Here is a 23,967-nt window from a genome sequence, read left to right as displayed (position 1 = left end):
CGGGCTTTCACGGATGCAAGACGTCGCATGCGGCGCGGCGGCCGAGGCCCCTCTCGCCGTCGCGCCCGCGAACCGGCGCTGCTAGGATCGCGTTCGCACGCCGTGCGACCGCCGCGGGCGCCGTCCGGGGTCCGCACGCGCGCGAGGAGCGTCGTCCATGGTCTGGTCCTTCCCCATCGGCGTCATCGCCGGCACCGTCGTCAAGATCCACGTCACCTTCGTCCTGTTCCTCGTCTGGATCGCCGGCGCGGCCTGGCGCGCGGGCGGCTTCGAGGCGGCGCTGACGACGACGCTGTTCGTGCTCCTCCTGTTCGCCTGCGTGCTGGCGCACGAGTTCGGCCACATCTTCGCCGCCCGCCGCTACGGCATCCGCACGCCCTCGGTCATCCTCTCGCCGATCGGCGGCATCGCGAGCCTCGAGCGCATCCCCGAGGACCCGCGCCAGGAGCTCGTCGTCGCGATCGCGGGTCCCGCGGTCAACGTCGTCATCGCCGTCGTGCTCTTCCTCGTCCTCGGCGCCACGCTCGATACCGCGAACCTCGTGGAGATCGAGAACCCCGGCCTGTCGCTGCTGGCGCGCCTCGCCGCGGTGAACGTGATCCTCGTCGTGTTCAACCTCATTCCCGCCTTCCCGATGGACGGCGGGCGCGTGCTGCGCGCGCTCCTCGCCATGCGCCGGCCGCACGCCGAGGCGACGCGGATCGCGGGCCGGATCGGCCAGGCCGCCGCGGTCGCCTTCGCGGTGATCGGGCTGTTCTGGAACCCGATCCTGCTCGTCATCGCCATCTTCGTCTATCTCGCCGCCTCCGCCGAGGTGGAGCAGGTGCAGATGAAGGGCGCGACGCGGGACGCCACCATCGGCGAGGCCATGGTCAGCGTGGTGGAGACGCTGTCACCGGGCGCCACCCTCGACGACGCCGTGGAGTGCCTGATCCGCACCTCGCAGAAGGAGTTTCCCGTGCTCGACGGGGCGGGGCGCCCGCGCGGGCTCGTCACCCGCGATGCGCTGATCCCGGCGCTGCGCCACGGCAGCCCGAGCGACCCGGTCCTCGACGTGATGGCGCGCGACGTCCCCGAGATCGCCGCGGGCGCGCCGCTCGCGGAGGGCATGCGCGTGCTCTCGACCTCGGGCGCGCCGGCCCTGTTCGTGCTCGACCCGGCGGGGCGGCTCGTCGGCCTGCTCACCCGCGAGAACCTCGCCGAGGTGATGATGGTGCGCGAGGCCCGCCCGGACTGGCCGCTGCACGCGCCGCGCGGGCCGGGCGCCTGGAAGGATCATACCTACGGCTGACGCAGCGCGGCGCCCGCGTCCCGCGCGCGACGGCGGTGCGAGCCGTTGCTGCGCCGCGAGGGACGCCGGGCCCTCAATGCGCCTCTTCCCAGTTCCCCGCGGCCCGCGCCTCCACCGCCAGCGGAACCTTCAGGGTCAGCGCCGGGTGGGGCGCTTCCTCCATCACCGTCGTGACGACCGGCAGGGTGGCCTCGACCTCGTCCTCCGGCACCTCGAAGACGAGCTCGTCGTGGACCTGCAGCAGCATGCGCGCGGAGAGCCTCGCCTCCGCGAGCGCGTCCTCCATGCGGGCCATGGCGCGGCGGATGATGTCGGCCGCCGAGCCCTGGATCGGGGCGTTGATCGCCTGGCGCTCGACGCCGGCGCGCTCCGCGGGGTTGCCGGCGCGGATCGCCGGGTAGTGGCAGACCCGCCCGAACAGCGTCGTGACGTAGCCGTTCTCGCGGCAGAAGGACTTTGTCTCGTCCATGTAGGCCCGAATGCCGGGGAAGCGCTCGAAATAGCGCTTGATGAAGGCCGCCGCGTCGCCCTGCGGGATGCCGAGCCGCGCCGCGAGCCCGAAGGCGGAGATGCCGTAGATGATGCCGAAGTTGATGGTCTTCGCCTGCCGGCGCAGGTCCGGGGTCATCTGGTCGAGCGGCACGCCGAACATCTCCGACGCCGTCGTCGCGTGGATGTCGACGCCCTCGGCGAAGGCCGCCTGCATCTGCGGGATGTCGGCGATATGGGCGAGCAGCCGCAGCTCGATCTGGGAATAGTCCGCCGAGACGATGCGGTGGCCGGGCTCCGCGACGAAGGCGGTGCGGATCTTGCGGCCGGCCTCGGTGCGCACGGGGATGTTCTGGAGGTTGGGGTCCGAGGAGGACAGCCGGCCCGTCGTCGTCGCCGCGAGCGAGAAGCAGGTGTGCACGCGGCCCGCCGCGTCCATGTAGCCCGGCAGCGAGTCCGAGTAGGTGGACTTGAGCTTCTGCACCTGCCGCCACTCGAGGATCTTAGCCGGCAATTCATGTCCCGCCTCGGCCAGCTCCTCCAGCGCCGCCGCAGGCGTCGCCCACTGGCCCGACGGCGTCTTCTTGCCGCCGGGCAGGCCGAGCCTGCCGAACAGGATTTCGCCGATCTGCTTGGGGCTGCCGACCGAGAATCGCTCTCCGGCATCCTCCTGGATCTCCTCCTCCAGCCGCGCCATGGTCTGGGCGAAGTCGGAAGATAGCCGGCTCAATACCTGCCGATCGACCTTGATGCCGCGCCCTTCCATGCGCGCCAGCACCGGCGCGAGCGGCCGCTCCAGCGTCTCGTAGACGGTGACCTTCCCCTCCGCCACGAGGCGGGGCTTCAGCACCCGCCACAGCCGCAGCGTCACGTCCGCGTCCTCGGCGGCGTAGGTCGTCGCCTTGTCGATCGGCACGCGGTCGAACGAGACCTGCGCCTTGCCCGAGCCCGCGACCTCGGCATAGGCGATGCAGGTGTGGCCGAGATGGCGCTGGGCGAGGTCGTCCATGCCGTGGTTGTTGCGCCCGGCATCGAGCACGTAGGACATCAGCATCGTGTCGTCGAAGGGCGCGACCTCGACGCCGTGGCGCTGCATCAGCAGCCAGTCGTACTTCATGTTGTGGGCGACCTTGAGGACGCCCGGGTCCTCCAGCATGGGTCGCAGCACCTCGAGCGCCCGGGCGATCGGGATCTGGTCCGCCAGGAGCCACGACCCCGACCCGGAGAAGAGGTCGCTCTCCGGGTCGCGGTGCTGGAGCGGCACGTAGCAGGCGCGGCTCGGGCCGGTGGCGAGCGAGACGCCGACGAGATCGGCCGCATGCGCCTCGAGCGCGGTCGTCTCCGTGTCGAAGGCGACGATGCCGAGGGCGGTCGCCTCGTCCACCCAGGCCCGCAGGCGCTCCAGCGTGGTCACGCGCTCGTAGCCGCCGCGGTCGACCCCGACGTCGGTGGCCTCCTTCAGGCGAAGCGCCACGACCCGCGCCGGCGTCGCATCCTCGTCGGCCACGGGAGCGGCCGCGCCGGCGTCCGGACCATCCTCGCCCCCGCCGGCCCGCGCGGCACCCGCCGCGCGGGCGAGCGCCGGGTCCGCCTCGACGCTGTTCGGGTCGATGTCCCAGTCCGCCGCGACCCGCTTCGTCACGGTGGTGAACTCCATCGCCTTGAAGAAGGCGATCAGCCGGCGCGCGTCGAAGGCGCCGAGCCGCAGGTCGTCCACCGGCACCGGCATCGGCGCCGCGTCGTCGAGCAGCACGAGGCGCTTCGACAGCCGCGCCACGTCGGCGTTGGCGATCAGCGTCTCGCGGCGCTTGGGCTGCTTGATCTCGGAGGCGCGCGCCAGCAGCGTCTCCAGGTCGCCGTACTCGCTCACGAGCTGCGCCGCCGTCTTCTGGCCGATGCCGGGCACGCCGGGCACGTTGTCCGAGGTGTCGCCCATCAGCGCCAGCACGTCGGCGATCTGCTTCGGGGGCACGCCCCAGCGCTCCGTCACCGCCGCCTCGTCGAGGTCGCGCTCGGGCCGGTAGCCGGGCCTGCCCTTGATGCCGCTCTCGAAGTCGAAGAAGCGCACCTTCGGGCCGACGAGCTGCATCAGATCCTTGTCGGCCGACACGATCAGCACGTCCGCCCCGCGCGCGGAGGCCTCCTTGGCGTAGGCGGCGATCAGGTCGTCGGCCTCGTAGCGCTCGAGCTCGATCGGCTCGAGCCCGAAGGCGCGCACCGCGTCGCGCATCAGCGGCATCTGCGCCTTCAGGTCCTCCGGCGCATCCGGCCGGTGGCCCTTGTACTCGGGATAGACCTCGCGGCGGAACGAGCCCTCCGATTTGTCGAGCACGATGGCGAGATGCGTCGGCTTCATGCCGGCGGCGCCGTCGTTCAGGAACTGCAGGAGCTTGACGCAGAACATGCGCAGCGCCCCCGTCGGCAGGCCGTCCGAGCGGTAGTTGTAGCGCGCGTCCTGGTTCATGGACTGGAAGAAGGCCCGGAACACGAAGGACGACCCGTCGACCAGGATCAGCGTGTCCCCCGCCCCGAGCGGGGCCGAAGCGGTGGGGCTGGTCTGGGCGGTCGAGGCGGCGGTCATGGCGGGGCTCCGTGCGGGCTGCGGCGCGCACACTAGGGCGGGACGCCGCGCGGGTCACGGGCGAAAACCGCCGCGGCCGCCCCCGTCACGACGCGTCGGCGTCCGCGAGGCCGAGCCGCGCGCGCATCGCCGGCGCGGAGCCGACGAGATCGGCCAGCGTGAGCCGGTCGAGCTCGGCGTAGAACGCGTCGAGCGCCCGCGCCAGCGCGCCGGTCAGCCGGCAGGCGCCGGAGAGCACGCAGGCCGCCGGCGCGTCGCCGAGGCAGGCGACGAGACCCGGGTCGTCCTCCAGGGCGCGCACGATGCCGCCCATGCGCACCCGCCGCGGATCGACGGCGAGGCGCAGCCCTCCGGCGCGGCCGCGCAGGCCCGCGACGAGCCCCAGCGCCCCGAGCGACTGCGCCACCTTGCGCAGGTGGTTCTCGGACACACGGTGGCGCCGCGCCAGCTCGTCGATGGTCACGACCCGGTCCTGGAGCAGTGTGAGCGTCATCAGCACGCGCAGGGCGTAGTCGGTGTGGAGGGTCAGCTTCATTACGGATGTCCCGATACGGGTATCGACAATACCCCGATGTCGGGCGTAGGGAAAAGAGGCGTCCGAGATACCTGATTTGGAGGAGGGCGATGGCGAACGCCTCCGCACGAACCCGCGTCCCGCTCGTCGCGCCGCGGGTCCCGATCCACGACGGCGACGTCGCGCGGCTCGTCCACACGTTCTATGCGCGCATCCGCGACGACGCCGAGCTCGGCCCGATCTTCGAGGCGCGGCTCGCCGGGCGCTGGGACGCGCACCTGGCGAAGATGGTGGACTTCTGGTCGGCCATCGCCGGCGAGACGGGCCGCTACAGCGGCAGGCCCCAGCGGGCGCACGGCGGCATGGGGCTCGACGAGGCGGCCTTCGCCCGCTGGCTCGCCCTGTTCGAGGCGACCGCGCGCGACGTCTGCCCCCCGGACGCCGCCGCCTTCCTCGTCGACCGCGCGCACCGCATCGCCGACAGCCTGATGATCGGGCTCGGCATCGGGCCGCAAGCCCTCGACCTACCGGCCTGAGGACGGCCTTCCCGCCCGGGGCCGGAGACCCGCACGACGGAGGATCGGGGGAACGCGCGGGCAGGCGTGACCGTTCGGCTCGCGCGTCGGCGCACCGCCGATCGCCACCGCCGCACGATGCGCCGCGTGGCGGGAGGGTGTAGGCCAATGGGGCCTGCCGCGCTGCGCGGACGCCGCGCGGCCTCGGCGCGGCGAACGATGCAACCGGACGGTCCCCCAGCAGATGCCGAGCTTCATCCGAGAGAACGCCCGCTGGCTCGGGGCCGGCTTCCTGCTCACCTTCGCCTCGGCCTTCGGCCAGACGTGGTTCATCGCGCTCTTCGCGGGCGCGATCAAGCAGGAGCACGGGCTCAGCGACGGCGGCTGGGGCACGCTCTACACGGTGGCGACGCTCACCGCCGCCGCGCTGATGTTCTGGCGCGGCGCCGTCGCGGACACGATGTCGCTCTCGCGCCTCGCGCCGCTCACGGCGTGCGCCTTCGCCCTCGCGGCCCTCGGCATGGCGGCCGCGCAGTCGCTCTGGCTGCTCGGCGCGAGCGTGTTCCTGCTGCGGTTCTGCGGGCAGGGCATGTTCAGCCACATCGCCATGACGGCGATGGGGCGCTGGTTCGAGGCCCGGCGCGGGCGGGCGGTCTCGCTCGCCAATCTCGGGCACCCCGCCGGCGAGATCGTGATCCCGCTCGTCGCCGTCTCGGCGGTGGCGGCGATCGGCTGGCGGCCGACCTGGGTCGGCGTCGCGGGCGTCGTCCTCCTCGTCGTCGCGCCGCTCCTCTGGGCGCTGCTGCGGGAGGAGCGGCACCCGCGCGGCGGCAGCGAGGCGGCTCCCCGCCCCGGCCTCGCGGGTCTACGTCGGAAGGACGGGCGCGACTGGGCGCGCTCCGACGCCGTCCGGCACTGGCTCCTGCCGGCGCTCGTGCCGGTGCTGCTCACGCCGGGCTTCGTCAGCACCGTCGCCTTCTTCCACCAGTCGCACATTGCGGCGGTGAAGGGCTGGACGCTCGCGGAAATGGCGCCGGGCTACCCCGCCTTCGCGACGACCACGGTGGTCTCTGCGCTCGCGGCGGGGTGGGCGGCGGACCGGTTCGGGCCACAGCGGCTCCTGCCGGTCTTCCTCCTGCCGATGGGCATCGGCATCGCCCTCGTCTTCCCGGCGGAGCAGGTCGAGGCCTGGTGGGGCGCGCTCGGCGTGATCGGGATCACGCAGGGTGCCGCGAGCGCGCTGTGGGGCGTGCTCCTGCCCCACGTCTACGGCACGCGGCACCTCGGCGCGATCCGCGCCCTCGCCACGACGATCATGGTGGTCTCGACCGCCATCGGCCCGGGCCTCACAGGCGTGCTGATCGACCTCGGCATCGGCTTTCCCACCCAGAGCCTGTTCATGGGCGCCTGGTGCGTCGCACTCTCGATCGCCTGCGTCGCGATCGCGCGACGGCTGACGGCGGAGCTGCGGCGGGGGTGGGAGGCCGACGCGGCGCTCGGCGACTCGGGCCGGTGAGCCCCGCGACGAGGATGGGGACGAGGGCAGAGCCGACGTGCTCGCGTCCTCACCCGTCCCGCATGTACGCGGCGAACGCGTCCGCCCAGTCCGGATGCCAGCGCGAGAGGGCGGGCCGGTTCTCCACGACGTCGCCGGCCGCCCAGCGGATGCGCTTCCCGTCCACGGCGCGGGTCACCTCGTTGTCGGGGCACAGGATGTAGAAATCGCCCGCCTCGAGCCGCTCCAGCATGAAGTCCACTGTCTCCTCCGGCGTCCAGGCGCCCGCCGGCTTCTCGGTGCGGCCCCGCGCCGTGAGCTCGGTGAAGACGAAGCCGGGGATGAGGAGGTGGGCCGTGATCCGGCACTCCGGGTCCTGGCGCAGGTCGTGGGCGAGCGCCTCGGTGAAGACCTTCACACCCGCCTTGGAGACGTTGTAGGCCGGGTCGCCGGGTGGCGTGGTGATGCCCTGCTTCGAGCCGGTCGCGATCACGAGCCCGTCTCCCCCGCGGCTGCGCATGCCGCCGACGAAGGCGTGGGCGCCGTTGACGACGCCCCAGAGGTTCACCGCGAGGATGCGCTCCCACGCCTCGCGGGGGCCGTCGACGCGGCTTCCCGGCTGGATGCCGGCGTTGAGCACGAGCACGTCGGTGCCGCCGAAGCGCGCGGCGACCTCCGCCTCGAGCGCGACGAGATCGGCGAGGCGCGACACGTCGCAGGCGCGGGCCAGGATCGCGTCCGCGCCGCGCGGCGCGGCGGCGGCGAGCACCGCGGCGGCCCGCGCGAGGCGCTCCTCGCCGAGATCGGCCACGACGACGTTCAGCCCCGCCTCGGCGAAGCGGCGGGCGGCGGCGAGGCCGATGCCGGCCGCGCCGCCGGTGACGACGGCGGTGGCGCCGGGCTCGAGGGCGGGATGGGCCATGACGGATCCTCCGGGTCTTCTGTCGTGCTGCGGGAGTGCCCCCGCCTCGCCGGCGGTCCTCTCCCGTCGGGGAGAGGAGAGGCGTCTCACAGCCCTTCGAACAGCGCGCTCGAGATGTAGCGCTCGGCGAAGGAGCAGGCGAAGGTGACGATCGTCTTGCCCTTCATCTCGGGCCGCGCGGCGATCTCCAGCGCGGCGGCGACGTTGGCGCCCGTCGAGATGCCGCCGGGGATGCCGTCGGCGCGGGCGAGCGCGCGCGCGGTGTCGAAGGCGGTCTGGTTGCCCACGGTCACCACCTCGTCGATGAGGCCGCGCTCGAGGATCTCCGGCACGAAGCCCGCGCCGATGCCCTGGATCTTGTGCGGGCCGGGCTGGCCGCCGGAGAGGACCGGGCTGTCCTCGGGCTCGACCGCGATCACCTTCACCTCGGGCTTGCGCGCCTTCAGCACCTTGCCGACGCCCGTGATCGAGCCGCCGGTGCCGACCGCCGAGACGAGCACGTCGACCGCGCCGGCCGTGTCGTTCCAGATCTCCTCGGCCGTCGTCACCCGGTGGATGTACGGGTTCGCCGGGTTGGAGAATTGCTGCGGGATCACCGCGCCGGGGATCTCCTCGGCCAGCTCGCGCGCGCGGGCGACGGCGCCCTTCATGCCCTGCGGGCCGGGCGTGAGCTCGAGCTCGGCGCCGAGGAAGGCGAGCATCTTGCGCCGCTCGAGCGACATCGTCTCGGGCATGACCAGGATCAGCCGGTAGCCGCGAGCCGCCGCGACGAAGGCGAGCGCGATGCCGGTGTTGCCCGAGGTCGGCTCGATCAGCGTCGCCCCGGGGGCGATGCGGCCCTGCGCCTCGAGATCCTCGATCATCGAGACGCCGATGCGGTCCTTCACGGAGGCGATCGGGTTGAAGAACTCGAGCTTGAGCAGGATGTCGGCGTCGATGCCGCGCTCCTGCGGCAGGCGGGCGAGGCGCACGAGCGGCGTGTCGCCGATGGTCTGGGTGATCGACTCGTAGACGCGGCCGCGCCCGTGGGTGCGCGGGGTCTCGTCGGTAGGGCCGCCGTGGGCGGCGTGCGAAATGGCCATGAGAGCCTCCGTGTTTCGGTTGCGCCCCTTCTAGCCGATTTCACGGGTGGTGTCGCGGTTGTTTTGGAATTCACATATCAGATTGCGAAATCGAGCGCGTCGTCGCTGGGGGCGCCGGGCTCCTTCATCGCGTCCGCGCGCGTGCAGAGGTCCTCGACGGTGATGGCGTCGAGCTCGCCCAGAAAGGCCTCGCCGGCGCTCTTGACCACGGGGCCGACGACCTCGTCGACGAGCTGGCTCTCGGGCAGCGGCGGCAGCCCGTCCTCGCCGGTGACGCTCATCGCCGCGCGCACGATGTCGCCCGCCGTGATCCGCCGGCGCTCCTTGGCGAGCTCGTAGCCGCCGCGCGGGCCGCGCACGCCCTTGAGGATGCCGAAGCGAACCAGCGCCTGCAGGACGGTCTCCAGATGACGCGGGGGCAGGTTGTGGCGCTGGGCCAGGACCTTCGCCGCCACCGGCGTCGGGCGCGCGTGCAGCGCGATGTCCACCACTGCGGCGATGGCGAGCAGCGAACGGCGTGACAGCAGGATCATGACGGCGAACCCCCTCGTGCGGCCGTTCGGCCGTGCATTCCACTCCGGCCGCCGGCGCTCACCCGCCGGTCGACCCGAACCCTCCGCCGGCGCGGGGCGTCTCCCCGAGCGCGGCGACCTCGACCAGCGTCACCCGGGTGACCGGTGCGACGACCAGTTGCGCGATGCGCATGCCCCGGGAGATCCGGAACGGTGCGTCGCCCAGGTTCACGAGGAGGACCATCACCTCGCCGCGATAGTCCGCGTCGATGGTGCCCGGTGCGTTGAGCACGGTGACCCCGTGCCGCGCCGCCAGCCCCGATCGCGGCCGCACCTGCGCCTCGTAGCCGTCGGGCAGCTCGAGCGCGAAGCCGGTCGGGACCAGGACCCTCTCGCGAATTCCCAGATCTATGTACGTATTATGACTGATCGCCGCGACGAGGTCGAGCCCCGCCGCGCCGCCTGTCTCGTATTTCGGCAACGAAAGATCGCCGCAATGCGGCAGGCGCTTGACGCGAATGGTCGCAGTCACGTGGGAATTCCCTCCTCTCCCGCGGCGAGCAGGGACGCGATTCGTCCCACGAGGCGCCGCGCGACCTCGTCCTTCCCGGCGCGCGGCCAGCTCTCGACGCCGCCGCGGTCGACGAGGTGCACCGTGTTGTGGTCCCCGCCCATCACCCCGCCGCCGGCGGCGGAGACGTCGTTGGCGACGACGAGGTCGCAGCCCTTGCGCGCGAGCTTGGCGCGGGCGTTGGCGACGACGTCGTCGGTCTCCGCCGCGAAGCCGACGACGACGGCCGGCCGCCCGTCCGTGCGCTGCGCGACGCCGGCGAGGATGTCCGGGTTGAGTGCGAGCGCGAGGGGGGGCGGGGTGCCGCCGTCCTTCTTGCGCTTGGAGGGCGCCGCCTCGGTCGTGCGCCAGTCGGCGACAGCGGCGGCGAAGACCCCGACGTCCGCCGGCAGCGCCGCCTCGACGGCGGCCTGCATCTCCCGGGCGGTCTCGACCCGCACGACGGCGACGCCCGGCGGGTCGGGGATCGTCACGGGGCCGCAGACGAGCGTCACCCGCGCGCCGGCGGCGGCGGCGGCGGCGGCGATGGCGTGGCCCTGCTTGCCCGAGGAGCGGTTGGCGATGTAGCGCACGGGGTCGATCGGCTCGTGCGTCGGGCCCGACGTGACGAGCACGTGCCGTCCGGCCAGAGGCCCGGCGGGAGCGGCGAGGGCCGGGGACAGGAGCGCGGCGAGCGCGTCGGCGATCTCCACGGGCTCCGCGAGCCGCCCGGGTCCGCTCTCGGGCTCCGCCATCGGCCCCGCGTTCGGGCCGACGACCGCGGCGCCGTCGGCGCGCAGCGTCTCGATGTTGCGGCGCGTCGCCGGGTGGCGCCACATCGTCGGGTTCATCGCCGGTGCGATCAGGACGGGCGCCGTGGTGGCCAGCAGCACGGTGGTCGCGAGGTCGTCCGCTTGGCCGCTCGCCATGCGCGCCATCAGGTTCGCCGTGGCGGGCGCGACCACCACCGCGTCCGCCTCCCGCGCCAGGCGGATGTGGCCGATGGCGGCCTCGTCCTCGCGGTCGAACAGGTCGGTGAAGGCGCGCTCGCCCGACAGCGCCGCCGCCGCCAGCGGCGTCACGAAGCGTTGCGCGCCTTCGGTGAGCACGCAGCGCACCCCCGCGCCGCGCTCCCGCAGGCGGCGGATCAGGTCGAGCGCCTTGTAGGCGGCGATGCCGCCGCCGATGACGAGGAGGATGCGGGTGCCGTCGAGGGTCATGGTGGCCGGGATCGGTCGCTGCTCGGCGATCTGTAGCACGCTCCCGCCCCCGTGCGGAACGTGGCCGGACGCGGATGCGCGCAATTCGATGCGTTTCGTCGACGCTCTGCCGACCATCCCGCGCGATTGAGCCTCTCTCAACCACGTTCGCTCATCCGGCGCTGGAGGCTTTCGCGCGAGAACGCTCCCCATCGCAACGCCCGGGGAGGCCCGACGCATGCAGCGTCTCACCATGATCCTCGTTCTCGCCGCCTGGTTCGCCTTCGCGCCGGCGCCGCTGCAGGCGCGCGAGCGCGTCGCCTTCGATCTCGACGTGCCCGCCGGCACGATCGTGGTGCGCGCCTCCGAGCGCGCGCTCTACCTCGACCTCGGGGACGGCACCGCGATCCGCTATCGCGTGGCGGTGCCGCGCGCCGACAAGATGTGGACCGGCTGGCGGCGCATCGACGGCAAGCACGTCGCCCCGGCCTGGACGCCCCCGCCGGACGTCCGCCGCGACCTGCCGCACCTGCCCGACGTGATCCCCGGCGGGCACCCCTCGAACCCGATGGGCGCCGCCGCGCTCACCCTCGACGACGGGCTCACCGCCATCCACGGCACGACCCGCACCATGCGCGCCTCCATCGGCTCCGCGGCGAGCTACGGCTGCATCCGCATGCGCGACGAGGACGTGCTCGACCTGATGCAGCGGGTCCGGGTGGGGACGGCGGTGGTGATGGTGCGGTGAGGGGGATGCCGATGTGCGCCCTCCTGTCCAACCGACTCCGCGAAGGCGTCGGTGCAGTGGAGCGCCGGGCGCCTTCATGCTAGTTCTAGCGAGGAGCCGTACGGCGAACCGAATGGAGGGTGACATGAGCGGCGGGCGTGTTGCGATCGAGCTTCCGTCCGATGTCGTCGAGGTCGCTCGGCGGACGGCGGCGCGCGACAACCTGGATGTCGAGACGCTGCTCACCGATCTCGTGCGGCGTCATGCCGAGTACATCGACGCTCTTTCCGACGGCGAGCCGAGTACGCAGCGTTTCAGCCTGGATCGCTACGAGCTTCAGCGCGATCCCGGCGAAAGCGACGAAGACTTCGAAGAGCGCCTGTCGCTGTTCAGGTGACCGGCGGTGATCCCGCTCCGGTCCGGAGACTTCGTCTGGACCTCGTTTCCCTACGAGCAAGAGCCCGATAGGCCGGGACCCGTGCGCCATGCCGCGTGCGTCATCGGCGTCTTCACGCCGCGTGTTGCTGCAGCGGTCACGACGGCGGCTGTTCCTGCCGAAGGCCTCGTCGTGGGTGTCTACACGACCTCGCGGGTCGATCGGTTCGAGGATGCGACGCCGGTCGGCGTGCTGCGGGTCTCCATCGAGAGCGCAAGACGCGCCGGTCAGGCGGTCCCATTTCTCGTCGATGTACGAAAGAGGGCATTTCTCCCCTTCGACCGCCGGTTCTTCCCCGATATCGATGCACACGGACACGGGGTCATCGGCCCTGCGGGGCCCCGGCTCTTCAAGCGCATCGTTGCCGAGTACCGAAAGGTGAACGAGCGGCACCCCGAGCTGATCGTCAACCTCGGCCCTCTCCGGCCGGAAAGCCGCTGAGCTTCGGCTGCCGGCGGCACCCAACCATCACGCCGCCGCGAGCCGCCGCCCGCGCCGCAGCAGCAGCATCGCGATCACGCCCATGTTGACGAGGTTCCAGGCCAGCCCGTTGAGGAAGGCCACGGCGTAGTCGCCCGTGGCGTCGAAGATCGCGCCCGAAAGCCAGCCGCCGAAGGCCATGCCGAGGATCGTCGCCATCAGCACGAGGCCGACGCGCATGCCCGCCTCGGCCGGGGCGAAGTACTCGCGCACGACGATGGCGTAGCTCGGCACGATGCCGCCCTGGAACAGGCCGAACAGCGCCGAGACGACGTAGAGGGCGGCGAGGCCGTCGACCAGCATGTAGAGCAGGAGCGCGAAGGCCTGGAGCGTCGAGCCGACGAGCAGCGTCGCGAGGCCGCCGATCCGGTCGGCGACGAAGCCGGACGCGACGCGGCTGACGATGCCGAAGAGCATCATCAGCGAGAGCATCTGCGCCCCCGCGCCGGCGCCGAAGCCGAGCTCCGTGCAATAGGCGACGATGTGCACCTGCGGCATCGCCATCGCCACGCAGCAGGCGATGCCGGCGACGAAGAGGAGCGCGGTGAGCGCGTTCGTCGAGAGGCCGAGCGCGGCGCGCCCCGGCGGGGCGACGTGCGCCGTGCCCACGTCGCCGAGCGGCGCACGTCGCCGGAGCGCGAGCGCGAGCGGCACCATGCCGACGAGGAGGATGCCGGCGATGGCGAGATGGGCGCTGCGCCAGCCGCCGGCCTCGACCAGCGCCTGCACGATCGGCGGCCAGATCGCGCCGGCGACGTAGTTGCCGGCCGCGCAGATCGCCACCGCGATGCCGCGCCGCCGCCGGAACCAGTGCGAGATCTCGGCGATCAGCGGCCCGAGCGTCGCGGATGCGCCGAGGCCCACGAGCCCGTGGGCGAGGATGAAGACCGGAAGGCTCGGCGCCGCCGCGCTCGCGGCGTAGCCGGTCGCGAGGAAGGCGGCACCGGCGAGCAGCGGCGGCACGATGCCGGTGCGGTCGGCGAGCCGCCCCATCATGACGCCGCCGCCGGCGAAGGCGAGCATCAGCACGGTGTAGGCGAGCGACGAAGCGGCGCGGCTCGCCTCGAAGGCCGCCTCGACCGTCGGCAGCACGACGACGATCGACCACATGCCCACGCCGCCCAGCGAGGACAGGCACACGGCGATCGCGAGCCGGATCCAGGCGGGCCGGGCGTCGATCGCGTCCGCACCGGCGCGGGCGGGGGATCCGGGGGCGGGGGGAGCGGGTGCGGTCATCCCGGGAGCGCTACCACGGGACGGCGGCCGCGACGAGGGTGCGGCGTGCAGAGGCCGTCGTGCGGCGAGGCGCGTCCCCGCCGGCGCGCGCGGCGCGTCACCCGTCGAGCGGCACCGTCTCCTCGAGCGCGATGCCGAAGCCGGCGAGGCCGACGTAGGAGCGCGACGAGCTCGCGAGATTGCGGATCGAGGTGACCCCGAGGTCGCGCAGGATCTGCGCGCCTAGCCCGACCTCGCGCCAGGCGGCATTGCGCTCGGCCTCCGAGCGGCCGGCCTCCTCCGAGTAGGAGGTCAGCGGCACGCCGGCGGTGCCTTCGCGCAGGTAGACGAGGACGCCGCGACCCTCGGCGGCGAAGCGCGCCAGCGCGCTGTCGACGGCGCCGGTGGGCCCGAAGACGTCGGTGACGACGTTGGCGCGGTGGAGGCGCGCCAGCACGCCCCGGCCGTCGCCGACGCGCCCGTGAACCAGGGCGAAGTGCTGCACGGCGTCGAAGGGCGTCGTGTAGGCGTAGCCCGTCATCGGCCCGAAGCGGGTCTCGACCGGGAACGTGCCCACCCGGGTCACCAGACGCTCGCGGCGCTGGCGATAGGCGATCATGTCGGCGACGGAGACACGCCTCAGCCCGTGCCGCTCGGCGAAGGCGACGATCTGGTCGCCCTTCATCACGGTGCCGTCGTCGTTGGCGAGCTCGCAGATCACGCCGACCTCGGGCAGCCCGGCGAGCTTGCACAGGTCGACGGCGGCCTCGGTATGGCCCGAGCGCATCAGCACCCCGCCCTCCTTGGCGACGAGGGGGAAGACATGGCCCGGGCGCACGAAGTCCTCGGCACCCATGTTGCCGTTGGCGAGGGCGCGCACGGTGTTGCAGCGCTGCTCCGCCGAGATGCCGGTGGTGAGCCCGTGGCGCACGTCCACCGAGACGGTGAAGGCGGTGCCGAGCGGCGCGTCGTTCGAGGCCACCATCGGGTCGAGCCGCAGGCGCTTGGCTTGCGCCGCCGTGACGGGCGCGCAGACGATGCCGCAGGTGTTGCGGATGATGAACGCCATCTTCTCGGGCGTGCACAGCGAGGCGGCGACGATGAGGTCGCCCTCGTTCTCGCGGTCGTCGTCGTCGGTGACGATGACGATCTCGCCGCGGGCGAAGGCTTCGATGGCGTCGGTGACCGATTGGGGCATGGGTGTCGCTGCTCTGTTCGGGCGGCGGGAGGGTGGCGGGCGCCGCCGGCCGCAAGGTCGTTCGAACGGTGCTTAACCGAAGGGACGCTCCAGAGGCCAGCTGCGCACCGCGCCGACCTGCCCTCTGTGGCGCAGATAATGGTCTGCGATCACGCATGCCACCATGGCCTCGCCGACCGGCACCGCGCGGATGCCGACGCAGGGGTCGTGGCGGCCCTTGGTGACGACCTCGGTCTCCGCGTTCTGGCGCGTCACCGAGGCACGCGGGGCGAGGATCGAGGAGGTGGGCTTGACCGCGAAGCGGGCGACGACGGGCTGGCCCGTCGAGATGCCCCCGAGCACGCCGCCGGCCTTGTTGGAGCGGAACACCGGTGCGCCGCCGTTGCCGGGGCGCATCTCGTCGGCGTTCTCCTCGCCGGTGAGGGCGGCGGCCGCGAAGCCCTCGCCGATCTCGACGCCCTTGACCGCGTTGATCGACATCAGCGCCCCGGCGAGCTCGCCGTCGAGCTTGCCGTAGACCGGTGCGCCGAGGCCGGGCGGCACGCCCTCGGCGACGACCTCGATCACAGCCCCGATGGACGAGCCCGCCTTGCGGATGCCGTCGAGATAGTCCGCCCACAGGGCGGCGGCCTTCGCGTCCGGGCAGAAGAAGGGGTTGCGGGAGACCTCCTCCCAGTCCCAGGCTTCGCGGTCGATCCCGTGCGGGCCCATCTGCACGAGCGCGCCGCGCACCGTCATTCCCGGCACGACCTTGCGGGCGATGGCGCCCGCCGCGACCCGCGCCGCCGTCTCCCGCGCCGATGAGCGCCCGCCGCCGCGATAGTCGCGCACGCCGTACTTCACGTCGTAGGCGAAATCGGCGTGGCCGGGGCGGTAGGCGTCGCGGATCTCGCCGTAGTCCTTCGAGCGCTGGTCGACGTTCTCGATCACCAGAGCGATCGGCGTGCCGGTGGTGACCTGCGCCGCCATCCGCTCGTCCTGGAAGACGCCGGAGAGGATGCGCACGGCGTCGGGCTCGCGCCGCTGCGTGGTATAGCGCGACTGCCCCGGCCGGCGCCGGTCGAGCTCCGCCTGGATCTCCTCGACGGCGAGCGGGATGCCGGGCGGGCAGCCGTCCACCACGCAGCCGAGCGCCGGCCCGTGGCTCTCGCCGAAGGTCGTGACGCGGAAGAGATGGCCGAACGTGTTGTGGGACATGGACGCGCGCTCCTGCCCCGGTTTCTAGGGGAGAAGCGCAGGGAGGGGAAGGGGGCGGCGCATCGTGGGCGCAGGTGGCGGCCGGACGGCGGCCGCGGCGCTCGAGCCCCGACCCGCCACGGGAGCGCGTCCGGTAAAATACTTGTTCCAAGCGGAATTAGGAACGAATTCATTCGTTCCCCCTACGCCTCGCAGGTGCTGACGTGCCGAAGGCCGAAGGTCGAGGCCGAGACCGGGAAGGGGACTGGGATGTTTCGAGATGCGCTGGCGCGGCGATCGCGCCCGAGCGAAGGACATCGCGTGCACGACGACGCGCGCACGGGAGCCGCCGTCGATCACGCGGCCGTGCTGGACTCGCTGCCGAACAACGTCCTGGTGCTCGACCCGAGGGACGCGACGATCATCTACGCCAACCGGCGCAGCGTCGAGACCCTGCAGGCGATCCGCGCCGTGCTCCCCGCCGGCGTCGATCCCGACCGGATGGTCGGCACGAGCATGGACGTGTTCCACAAGAATCCGGCGCATCAGCGCGCCATCGTCGGGGATCCGTCGCGCCTGCCCTGGCGCACGAAGATCCGGCTCGGCACCGAGCGCATGGATCTCCACATCTCGCCCGTCTTCGATCGGAGCGGCCGCTATGTCGCAGCCACGCTGTCGTGGTCGGTGATCACGAGCCTCTCGACTGCCATCGACGCGTTCGAGCAGACGATCACCGAGGTGACGACCGCGGTCCGCGACGCCGGCGGCGAGACCCGCAGCGCTGTGGCGTCGGTGATCGACGCGACCCGCACGACGTCCGAACGGGCGCGGTCCTCGTCCGACGCCGCCCGCGACGCGTCCGCCAACGTCGAGGCCGTGGCGGCGGCGGCCGAGCAGCTCGACGCGTCGATCGCGGAGATCTCGGGCCGCGTCCAGGCCTCCAACGAGGTGACGCGCCAGGCGGTCGAGCAGGCGCGGGCGACCTCGCAGAGCGTCTCGGCGCTCGCCGAGACCTCGCAGCGGATCGGCCAGATCGTCTCCGTGATCTCCTCGATCGCGGCGCAGACGAACCTGCTCGCCCTCAACGCCACGATCGAGGCCGCGCGCGCCGGGGAGGCGGGCAAGGGCTTCGCCGTCGTGGCCGCCGAGGTGAAGACGCTGGCGAGCCAGACCGCGCGCGCCACCGAGGAGATCTCGGGCCAGATCGCCCACATCCAGAGCGCCACGGCGGAGACCGTGGGCGAGATCGACCAGATCCAGGCCGTGATCGCGCGCATCGACGAGAGCGCCACCGCGATCAGCGCCGCAGTCGAGCAGCAGGCGGCGACGACCGCCGAGATCAGCCGCTCGGTCGCGACCGCCGCCGCCCGGGCGTCCGAGGTCGGCGAGGCGATGACCGGGGTCGGTGCCGCGGCGGAGAGCTCGAGCGGGTCGGCGCACGGTGCGCTCGCGGCGACGAGCCGCGTGGAGCAGGAAACCGGCCGCGTCGCCGAGGCGGTGCGGACCTTCCTCGCGGAGGTCGGCCGGATGTGACGACGAGCGGGGAGGGGCGGGGGCTACGGCCCCCGGCCGCGGCCGGAGGCGCCGGTCACGCCACGGCGGCGCGCCGCACCGTCGCGTCCGTCCCCTCGATCGCCTCTCCCGTCGCGATCGCGGCCGCGCCGAACAGGTCGCCCTGCAGGTAGTCCACGCCCCAGCCGGCGAGCATGGCGGCCGCCTCCTCGGTCTCGACCCATTCGGCGACGGTGGGGATGCCGAGGTGGTGGGCGAGGTCGACGAGGGTGCGCACGAAGAAGCGGTCGTCCGGCGAGCGGGCGAGATTCTGGACGAAGGCGCCGTCGATCTTGACGAGATCCACGGGGAACTCGCGCAGGTGCCGGAAGGAGGTGTGGCCGGCGCCGAAATCGTCGAGCGCGATGGCGACGCCGAGCGCCTTCATCGCGTCGAGCCGGCCGCGGGTCGCATCCGGGTCCCGCACGGCCACGGTCTCGGTCACCTCGACGATCAGCCGCTCGGCGACGCCGGGATGGGCGCCGAGCGTGGCGGCGAGGATGCCGAGCCAGTCCGGTGTCTCGAGGGTGAGCGGCGAGAGGTTGACCGACAGCCGTTCGGCGGGATGGGCGACGAGATGGCGCGCCGCGAGCTCGAGCACGCGCGCGTCGAGCAGCGGGACGAGGCCGGCGCGCTCGACCAGGGGGATGATGTCGGCGGCGCCGACGATGCGGCCGTCCGTCTCGCGGATGCGTGCGAGCGCCTCGTGGAAGGCGACGCGACGCGTCCCCCCGGCCTCGACCACGGGCTGGCGGGCGGCGACGACGCGACGCTCGTTGAGCGCGGCGATCACGTCGAGCTCGCGCCCGGCCCGGGGGGCGGGCCCCCCGCGCAGCGTGCCCGGGCGGTAGATCTGGTAGCCCGCGGCGGTGCGACGGCTGGCGGAGAGGGCTTCCTCGGCCCGGCGCAGCAGGCCCGCCGCCTCGCTCGCGTGGTCGGGCGCGCTGGCGGCGCCGATCGCGACGCGCACGGAGAGCGGGCCGCGCGGTGTCGTCAGCGGTGCGCCCTCGACCCCCGCGCGCAGGCGCTCGGCGGCGATCGGCGCCTGGTCGAGCGTGCACGACAGCAGCGCGACGCCGAAGCGGTTGGAGGCGTAGCGCGCGAACACGTCGCGGCGGCGCATCACCACGGCGGCGCGGCGCATCGCCTCCTCGATCGCGAGGTCCGCGACCTCGAACCCGTGCTCCTCGTTCAACCGGTCGAGGCCCTCGATCGACATGACGAGAAGCGTCATCGGGCGGTTGGAGCGCGCGGCCGCGGTCACGTCCCGGCCGATCTGCGCGAGGAAGGCCGCCCGGGTGTTGGGGCCGGACTTGGCCTCGCGCTCGGGCGGGGCGAGGCGCAGGACGCCGTGGGCGAAGGCCGGGCGGCCGTCGCCGTCGGCGTACCAGCGCCCGGTGTCCTCCACCTGGACGCATCCGTCGGACGCCGCGCCGTGGGCGCCGCGGGCGGCGGCCGGCAGGCGCAGCAGGTAGGTGGCACGATAGGGCACGCCGGCGCCCGCCGCCGCCTGTGCGCTCTCCGCCTGGCCCGCGTCGAGGACGGCGTCGTGGCGTGTGCGCCCGCCGATGTCCTCGCAGGCCAGCCCGAAGGCGGCGCCGGTGGCGAAGGGAGCCATGTCCGGCAGGCCGAACACCTCGGCGGCGTTGGCGCTCCACGTCAGCGCGTCGCTCGCGACGTCCCAGTCGTAGACGACCTCGCCGATGGAGGTGAGCACGGAGCGCGGGTCGAGGGGGCCGCGTGCGCGATCGGAGCGCCGGGTGTGGGGCGGGCCGCCGTCGGTGTCGCGCTTCGGGCCGTGGGGGCGTGCGCCCTCGAGTTCCATGACGTCCCCGTTCGTGCCCGATGCCGCGCGAGCACGCGCGCGCAGGCTTGCCAGGCGAGGATGGGCGCCGAGGGTTAACGAATGGTGAAGAACGGCGCGAGACTTGCTAGGATGTCGTCGTCGTCCCCGTCGGAGATCGCGCCGTTGCATAACGAGACATTAACGCGGCAACGAGACGTCGAATCGGGCTGTCGCGCGCTCGTGCCGCTCGAGACGGGCGCGCCGTCCGATTCGCCCGGGCCGCGCGGCCATGGCCGACCCGACGCCGCCTTCCTGACGCAGCTCATCGCCTGCGAGCGCCGGCTCCCGGCCTATCGCGAGCGCCGGCGGGCCGAGCCGGGGGACGCGAGCGCACGCTACGGCGCCGGCTCCGGGCGCAACGCGCGGCCCCTCCTGTCGCGTCTTCTCTAGCGGGCCGTCGACGGCCGTCGGGAGAAGTCCGCTTGCCGGCCCGTCGCGTTCGTGGTGACATGTCCTCCGGCTCAACGTGGAGGATAGGTTCGTGCGCGGTCGTGCGCATTCTTTCCGAGGCACTTGTTCCGTGGCGGCGGCGCTCTTCGCCCTCGTCGCCGCGCCGGCGGCGGCGCAGGAGGCGGCGCCCGATCCCCTGCTCCTCGTCGACCGCCCGGGCCTGACGGTCCGCGCCCATCTCGGCGCAGGCGTGAACGCGGTCGTCGAATCGGGCCTGTTCTGGGACCTCGCCTCGATCTTCTCGCCCCAGGCCCGCTACGAGCCGGACAGGGCCTGGCTCGAAGGCTACGTCGAGCCGGGCCTCTCCTTCGAGGCCGCGCTGGCGGACGGCGTCCTGGCCTACGGGCGCATCTCCACGGTGATCTCCGGCACGGCCGGCGAGGACGCCTACGCCATCGGCGACACCGGCCGGGCGACGCTGGAGCAGGGCCACCTGGGCCTGCGGTTCGGCGCCCCGGGTGCCCCCGTCTCCCTCGACCTCTCGGCGGGGCGCCAGGACTACCGCGCCGGGACCGGCATGCTGATCGCCAACGGGGGCTCGAACGGCTTCGAGCGCGGCGCACTCAAGCTCGGCCCGCGCAAGGCCTGGGAGACGACCGCCATCGCCCGGGCCCGCGCAGGGATCTTCTCCGCCGACCTGTTCTACCTCGACGCCAACGAGCTGTCGGACAACGACAGCGAGACGCGGATCGTCGGTGGCACGCTGCGCGCCGACCCGCGCGAGGGAACCTATCTCGGCGCGACCCTCGCCACCGTGCAGCGCTCGCGCTCGCCCTACGTGCGGGCGGTGCCCGGAGGGCCGCCGGCGATCCTGCCCGGTGCCCGCGACGGGCTCTCCTTCGTCGACGTCTTCGCCCGTGCCGAGCCGCTGCCGGATGCGGTGCCCGGCCTGTGGGTCTCGGCGGAAGGCGCCTACGAGTGGAACGACCGCATCGACCTCGCCGCCGTCGGCGGCCGCGTCGAGATCGGGCGCGTGTTCTCCGAGCTGCCCTGGCGGCCCACCCTGTCCTACGCCTACCAGGGCTTCTCGGGAGACGACCCCGCGACGGCGCGGCTGGAGCGGTTCGATCCGCTCTTCTACGAGGGCAGCCCCCGGGCCTGGGCCACCGGCTCGAAATCCTCGATGGTGTTCATCAACACCAACGTCCAGGCCCATCTCCTGACCCTGGCGCTGGCGCCGAGCCCGCGGGACATCCTGACCTTCCGCTACGCCCATATCCGCGCGGTCGAGCTGCGCAGCCCGCTGCAGTTCGGGCAGGCGACGCGGGTCGCCGCGTCCGGCGGGGCTCCGGCGCTCGTCGCCGGCGTCACCCACCCGCACCTCTCCGACGATCTGTTCGTCGAATATACGCGCGTCGTGACGCCCAACGCCTTCCTGACGGTTGGCGCCAGCGTCTCGTTTCCCGGCGAGGGCATCGACCGGGTCGCCGGCGGCCGGGCGCCGGCCTGGGTCGGGGGCTTCGCCAACCTGGTGATCGAGTATTGATCCCGCCGCGCCGGACGGTGCCGCGACGCGAGGAGGAGGTGACCATGCCGAGCCGGACCCGCCGTCTGTTCCGCCCGTTCGCCCGTCCCCGCGCCCGCTTCCTCGGCCGCGCCGCGGCCGCGTCCCTCCTCGCCTGTCTCGCGGCGCCGGTCGCCGCCCAGCAGGCCGCGCCCGGGGCCGGCCCGGATGCCGCCGCGGCGGCGCCCACCGCGGAGGCGTCGGATCCCGGCGCCCTCGGCTGGATGAAGGGCTTCCCGCCGCCGGAGGACCGCATCGTCCGCTTCGCCGACGGAAGCTATTTCGAGTTCCCGGCGATGCGCTGGACCGTGTGCCACTTCCGCGAGCTGATGCCCACGCGCGTCGTCTCGCGCGATCCGCTCCGCGTCGCGGATCTGCCCCGCGACGAACGCCCGGACATCGCCGAGGTCACCTTCGAGGTCCTCGGCACCGGCGAGACCATGAACGTGGCCGAGGCGCTGCCGGCGACCTTCACCGACGGCATCGTCGTGCTCCACGAGGGGCGCATCGTGTTCGAGCGCTATGCCGGCTGCCTGGAGCCGGAGGGCGTCCACGGCGCGATGTCGGTCACGAAGTCGATGACGGGGCTGCTCGCGGAGATCCTCGTCGCCGACGGCGTGCTCGACGAGACGGCGCGGGTCGACGCCTACGTGCCCGAGCTTGCGGCGAGCGGCTTCGGCGACGCGACGGTCCGCCAGGTGATGGACATGACGACGGCCATCGACTTCAGCGAGGACTATACGGATCCCGACGCCGAGGTCTGGCGCCACGCCGCCGCCGGCAGCCCGCTGCCGAAGCCGCCGGGCTACGAGGGGCCGCGGACCTACTACGAGTTTCTCGTCACCGTCGAGAAGACCGCGGGCGCCGAGCACGGCGAGGCCTTCGGCTACCGTACCGCCAATTCGGACGTCCTCGGCTGGATCGTGGCCCGGGTCGCCGGCATGCCGGTGACGGAGCTCCTGTCCGAGCGCGTCTGGCGACCGATGGGCGCGGAGCTGGACGGCTACTTCACGGTCGACTCGATCGGCACGCCCTTCGCGGGAGGCGGGCTCAACGCGGGCCTGCGCGACCTCGCGCGCGTCGGCCAGCTCCTGCTCGACGCGGGGCGGATCGAGGGGCGCCAGATCCTCCCCGCGGCGGCCGTGGCGAGCATCCTGGGCGGCGGCGACCGGGAGGCGTTCGCGAAGGCCGGCTACGCGCTGCTGGAGGGCTGGAGCTATCGCGGCATGTGGTGGGTGTCGCACGATCCCCACGGCACCGTCCTGGCGCGCGGCGTGCACGGGCAGACGATCTGGGTCGACCCGACGGCGCGCCTGGTGATCGCGCGCTTCGCCTCGCACCCGACCGCCGGCAACGCCGCCAACGATCCGATCACGCTGCCGGCCTTCCGCGCCATCGCCCGCCATCTCGCCGGCGGGTGATCGGGCCCGGTGCCACGGTGCGGCACCAACGCGAAAGGGCCCGCGCGAGGGCGGGCCCATTGGGGCGTCGACGGCGCAGGCGCGGCAGGCCCGCGTCCCGGCTCAGTCCTCGGACTTCACCGTCAGCACCTGGCGACCGCGGTACATGCCGGTCTTCAGGTCGACGTGGTGCGGGCGGCGCAGCTCGCCCGAGTCCTTGTCCTCGACATAGGTCGGGGCCTTCAGCGCGTCGGCCGAACGGCGCATGCCGCGCTTGGACGGCGACGTCTTTCTCTTCGGAACGGCCATGGTTCGTCTCCGGTCGGGGCATGCGCCGGCGCGCGCGAGTGCGCGTCTCGCCGGCGGGAAGTCGGTCGAGGCGCGGTCTATATACGCTCGCGGCGCGCTTGCCTACCCCGAAAAACGAGGCCGCGGAGGATTCCCGCGCAGGCCGTCCCGGCGCCCGCGACGCCCCTGGCGCGACCCGCCGCCGCGCCCTACCTCCGCACGACGAGTGCCGACAGGAGGAACGCAGCATGGCCGCCGAGACGCTCACCGCCGCCGAGCGCGACGCGATGCTCCCCGGGCTCACGGGCTGGAGCCTGGTCGAGGGTCGCGACGCCATCCACAAGCGCTACGACTTCGCCGATTTCGTCGCCGCCTTCGGCTGGATGGCGAAGGTGGCGCTCGTCGCCGAGAAGCACGATCATCATCCCGAATGGTTCAACGTCTACAGGACGGTGGAGGTGACGCTCTCCACCCACGACGCCGGCGGGCTGACCCGGCTCGACGTGACGTTGGCCCAGGAGATGGACCGGCTCGCGGCGGGCTGAC

The 23,967-nt window shown here is 73.1% G+C and carries 22 protein-coding genes; 10 read left to right on the top strand and 12 right to left on the bottom strand.

The window, feature by feature from the left end:
- Window positions 1–157: 157 nt before the first annotated feature.
- Window positions 158–1,291: a site-2 protease family protein gene (locus G407_RS29750; RefSeq protein ID WP_052341823.1), complete on the top strand. Its 1,134-nt coding sequence runs from the start codon at window positions 158–160 to the stop codon at window positions 1,289–1,291.
- 73 nt (window positions 1,292–1,364) lie between these two features.
- Here G407_RS29750 and polA read toward each other — a convergent pair whose 3' ends face one another.
- Window positions 1,365–4,361, bottom strand: coding sequence for a DNA polymerase I (gene polA / locus G407_RS0123820; protein WP_029032824.1), 2,997 nt, complete (start codon window positions 4,359–4,361; stop codon window positions 1,365–1,367).
- Between the two features lie 85 nt (window positions 4,362–4,446).
- Window positions 4,447–4,896, bottom strand: a complete 450-nt coding sequence (locus tag G407_RS29745) for an RrF2 family transcriptional regulator (protein ID WP_043540457.1) — start codon at window positions 4,894–4,896, stop codon at window positions 4,447–4,449.
- 89 nt (window positions 4,897–4,985) lie between these two features.
- Between G407_RS29745 and G407_RS29740 the strand changes: the two genes are divergently transcribed.
- Together G407_RS29740 and G407_RS0123805 are read left to right on the top strand one after the other, a co-directional pair.
- Complete coding sequence (locus G407_RS29740) at window positions 4,986–5,411, top strand: group III truncated hemoglobin (RefSeq protein ID WP_043540456.1); 426 nt, start codon at window positions 4,986–4,988, stop codon at window positions 5,409–5,411.
- Window positions 5,412–5,634: 223 nt separating this feature from the next.
- Entirely contained in the window at window positions 5,635–6,906 is a 1,272-nt protein-coding gene (locus G407_RS0123805; RefSeq protein WP_029032823.1) for an MFS transporter, read from the top strand.
- Window positions 6,907–6,955: 49 nt separating this feature from the next.
- On the opposite strand, the gene G407_RS0123800 is transcribed toward G407_RS0123805, so the two are convergent.
- The 5 genes from G407_RS0123800 to coaBC all read right to left on the bottom strand — a co-directional run bounded on the left by G407_RS0123800 (window position 6,956) and on the right by coaBC (window position 11,171).
- On the bottom strand, window positions 6,956–7,807 hold the full coding sequence (locus G407_RS0123800) for an SDR family NAD(P)-dependent oxidoreductase (RefSeq protein ID WP_029032822.1): 852 nt from the start codon (window positions 7,805–7,807) through the stop codon (window positions 6,956–6,958).
- Window positions 7,808–7,893: 86 nt separating this feature from the next.
- The gene (cysK, locus tag G407_RS0123795; protein WP_052341822.1) at window positions 7,894–8,889 is read right to left on the bottom strand and encodes a cysteine synthase A; all 996 of its coding nucleotides are present in this window, start codon (window positions 8,887–8,889) and stop codon (window positions 7,894–7,896) included.
- A gap of 77 nt (window positions 8,890–8,966) precedes the next feature.
- Window positions 8,967–9,422 (bottom strand): RrF2 family transcriptional regulator, encoded by a 456-nt coding sequence (locus G407_RS0123790; RefSeq protein WP_029032820.1) that lies wholly within the window; start codon window positions 9,420–9,422, stop codon window positions 8,967–8,969.
- A 58-nt stretch (window positions 9,423–9,480) separates the two neighbouring features.
- Window positions 9,481–9,933 (bottom strand): dUTP diphosphatase, encoded by a 453-nt coding sequence (dut, locus tag G407_RS0123785; RefSeq protein WP_029032819.1) that lies wholly within the window; start codon window positions 9,931–9,933, stop codon window positions 9,481–9,483.
- Complete coding sequence (gene coaBC, locus G407_RS0123780; protein WP_043540455.1) at window positions 9,930–11,171, bottom strand: bifunctional phosphopantothenoylcysteine decarboxylase/phosphopantothenate--cysteine ligase CoaBC; 1,242 nt, start codon at window positions 11,169–11,171, stop codon at window positions 9,930–9,932. Before coaBC ends, dut begins: the two co-directional genes overlap by 4 nt.
- 217 nt (window positions 11,172–11,388) lie before the next feature.
- Between coaBC and G407_RS0123775 the strand changes: the two genes are divergently transcribed.
- From G407_RS0123775 to G407_RS0123765, 3 genes are all read left to right on the top strand, one after another.
- On the top strand, window positions 11,389–11,898 hold the full coding sequence (locus tag G407_RS0123775) for a L,D-transpeptidase (protein WP_043540454.1): 510 nt from the start codon (window positions 11,389–11,391) through the stop codon (window positions 11,896–11,898).
- 124 nt (window positions 11,899–12,022) lie between these two features.
- Entirely contained in the window at window positions 12,023–12,274 is a 252-nt protein-coding gene (locus G407_RS0123770) for a hypothetical protein (RefSeq protein WP_156917702.1), read from the top strand.
- An 81-nt stretch (window positions 12,275–12,355) separates the two neighbouring features.
- Window positions 12,356–12,754, top strand: coding sequence for a hypothetical protein (locus tag G407_RS0123765; RefSeq protein WP_169728830.1), 399 nt, complete (start codon window positions 12,356–12,358; stop codon window positions 12,752–12,754).
- Window positions 12,755–12,781: 27 nt separating this feature from the next.
- On the opposite strand, the gene G407_RS0123760 is transcribed toward G407_RS0123765, so the two are convergent.
- The 3 genes from G407_RS0123760 to aroC form a co-directional block, all read right to left on the bottom strand.
- Complete coding sequence (locus tag G407_RS0123760) at window positions 12,782–14,029, bottom strand: MFS transporter (RefSeq protein WP_029032814.1); 1,248 nt, start codon at window positions 14,027–14,029, stop codon at window positions 12,782–12,784.
- Window positions 14,030–14,126: 97 nt separating this feature from the next.
- Complete coding sequence (gene ribB / locus G407_RS0123755; protein ID WP_029032813.1) at window positions 14,127–15,206, bottom strand: 3,4-dihydroxy-2-butanone-4-phosphate synthase; 1,080 nt, start codon at window positions 15,204–15,206, stop codon at window positions 14,127–14,129.
- Window positions 15,207–15,278: 72 nt separating this feature from the next.
- Window positions 15,279–16,403, bottom strand: a complete 1,125-nt coding sequence (gene aroC, locus G407_RS29735) for a chorismate synthase (RefSeq protein WP_043540453.1) — start codon at window positions 16,401–16,403, stop codon at window positions 15,279–15,281.
- A 300-nt stretch (window positions 16,404–16,703) separates the two neighbouring features.
- On the opposite strand from aroC, the gene G407_RS0123745 reads away from it, so the two are divergent.
- A complete protein-coding gene (locus G407_RS0123745) occupies window positions 16,704–17,915 on the top strand; it encodes a methyl-accepting chemotaxis protein (protein ID WP_210163156.1) in 1,212 nt (403 codons plus the stop codon).
- 55 nt (window positions 17,916–17,970) lie between these two features.
- On the opposite strand, the gene G407_RS29730 is transcribed toward G407_RS0123745, so the two are convergent.
- Window positions 17,971–19,758, bottom strand: a complete 1,788-nt coding sequence (locus tag G407_RS29730; RefSeq protein ID WP_052341821.1) for an EAL domain-containing protein — start codon at window positions 19,756–19,758, stop codon at window positions 17,971–17,973.
- A 541-nt stretch (window positions 19,759–20,299) separates the two neighbouring features.
- On the opposite strand from G407_RS29730, the gene G407_RS0123730 reads away from it, so the two are divergent.
- Together G407_RS0123730 and G407_RS29725 are read left to right on the top strand one after the other, a co-directional pair.
- Window positions 20,300–21,715 carry an alginate export family protein gene (locus G407_RS0123730; RefSeq protein WP_029032810.1) on the top strand — a complete coding sequence of 472 codons (1,416 nt, stop codon included), beginning with the start codon at window positions 20,300–20,302 and terminating at the stop codon, window positions 21,713–21,715.
- 44 nt (window positions 21,716–21,759) lie between these two features.
- Window positions 21,760–23,154: a serine hydrolase domain-containing protein gene (locus tag G407_RS29725; RefSeq protein ID WP_084327772.1), complete on the top strand. Its 1,395-nt coding sequence runs from the start codon at window positions 21,760–21,762 to the stop codon at window positions 23,152–23,154.
- A gap of 102 nt (window positions 23,155–23,256) precedes the next feature.
- Here G407_RS29725 and rpmF read toward each other — a convergent pair whose 3' ends face one another.
- Entirely contained in the window at window positions 23,257–23,442 is a 186-nt protein-coding gene (rpmF, locus tag G407_RS0123720; protein WP_029032809.1) for a 50S ribosomal protein L32, read from the bottom strand.
- 227 nt (window positions 23,443–23,669) lie between these two features.
- Here rpmF and G407_RS0123715 point away from each other — a divergent pair, with 227 nt between their 5' ends.
- Window positions 23,670–23,966: a 4a-hydroxytetrahydrobiopterin dehydratase gene (locus tag G407_RS0123715; protein ID WP_029032808.1), complete on the top strand. Its 297-nt coding sequence runs from the start codon at window positions 23,670–23,672 to the stop codon at window positions 23,964–23,966.
- The last annotated feature ends 1 nt before the right edge of the window (window position 23,967 follow it).

The sequence above is a fragment of the Salinarimonas rosea DSM 21201 genome, assembly GCF_000429045.1.
GTDB classification, from domain to species: Bacteria; Pseudomonadota; Alphaproteobacteria; order Rhizobiales; family Beijerinckiaceae; genus Salinarimonas; species Salinarimonas rosea.
This window is presented reverse-complemented; position numbering and strand designations above follow the sequence as displayed.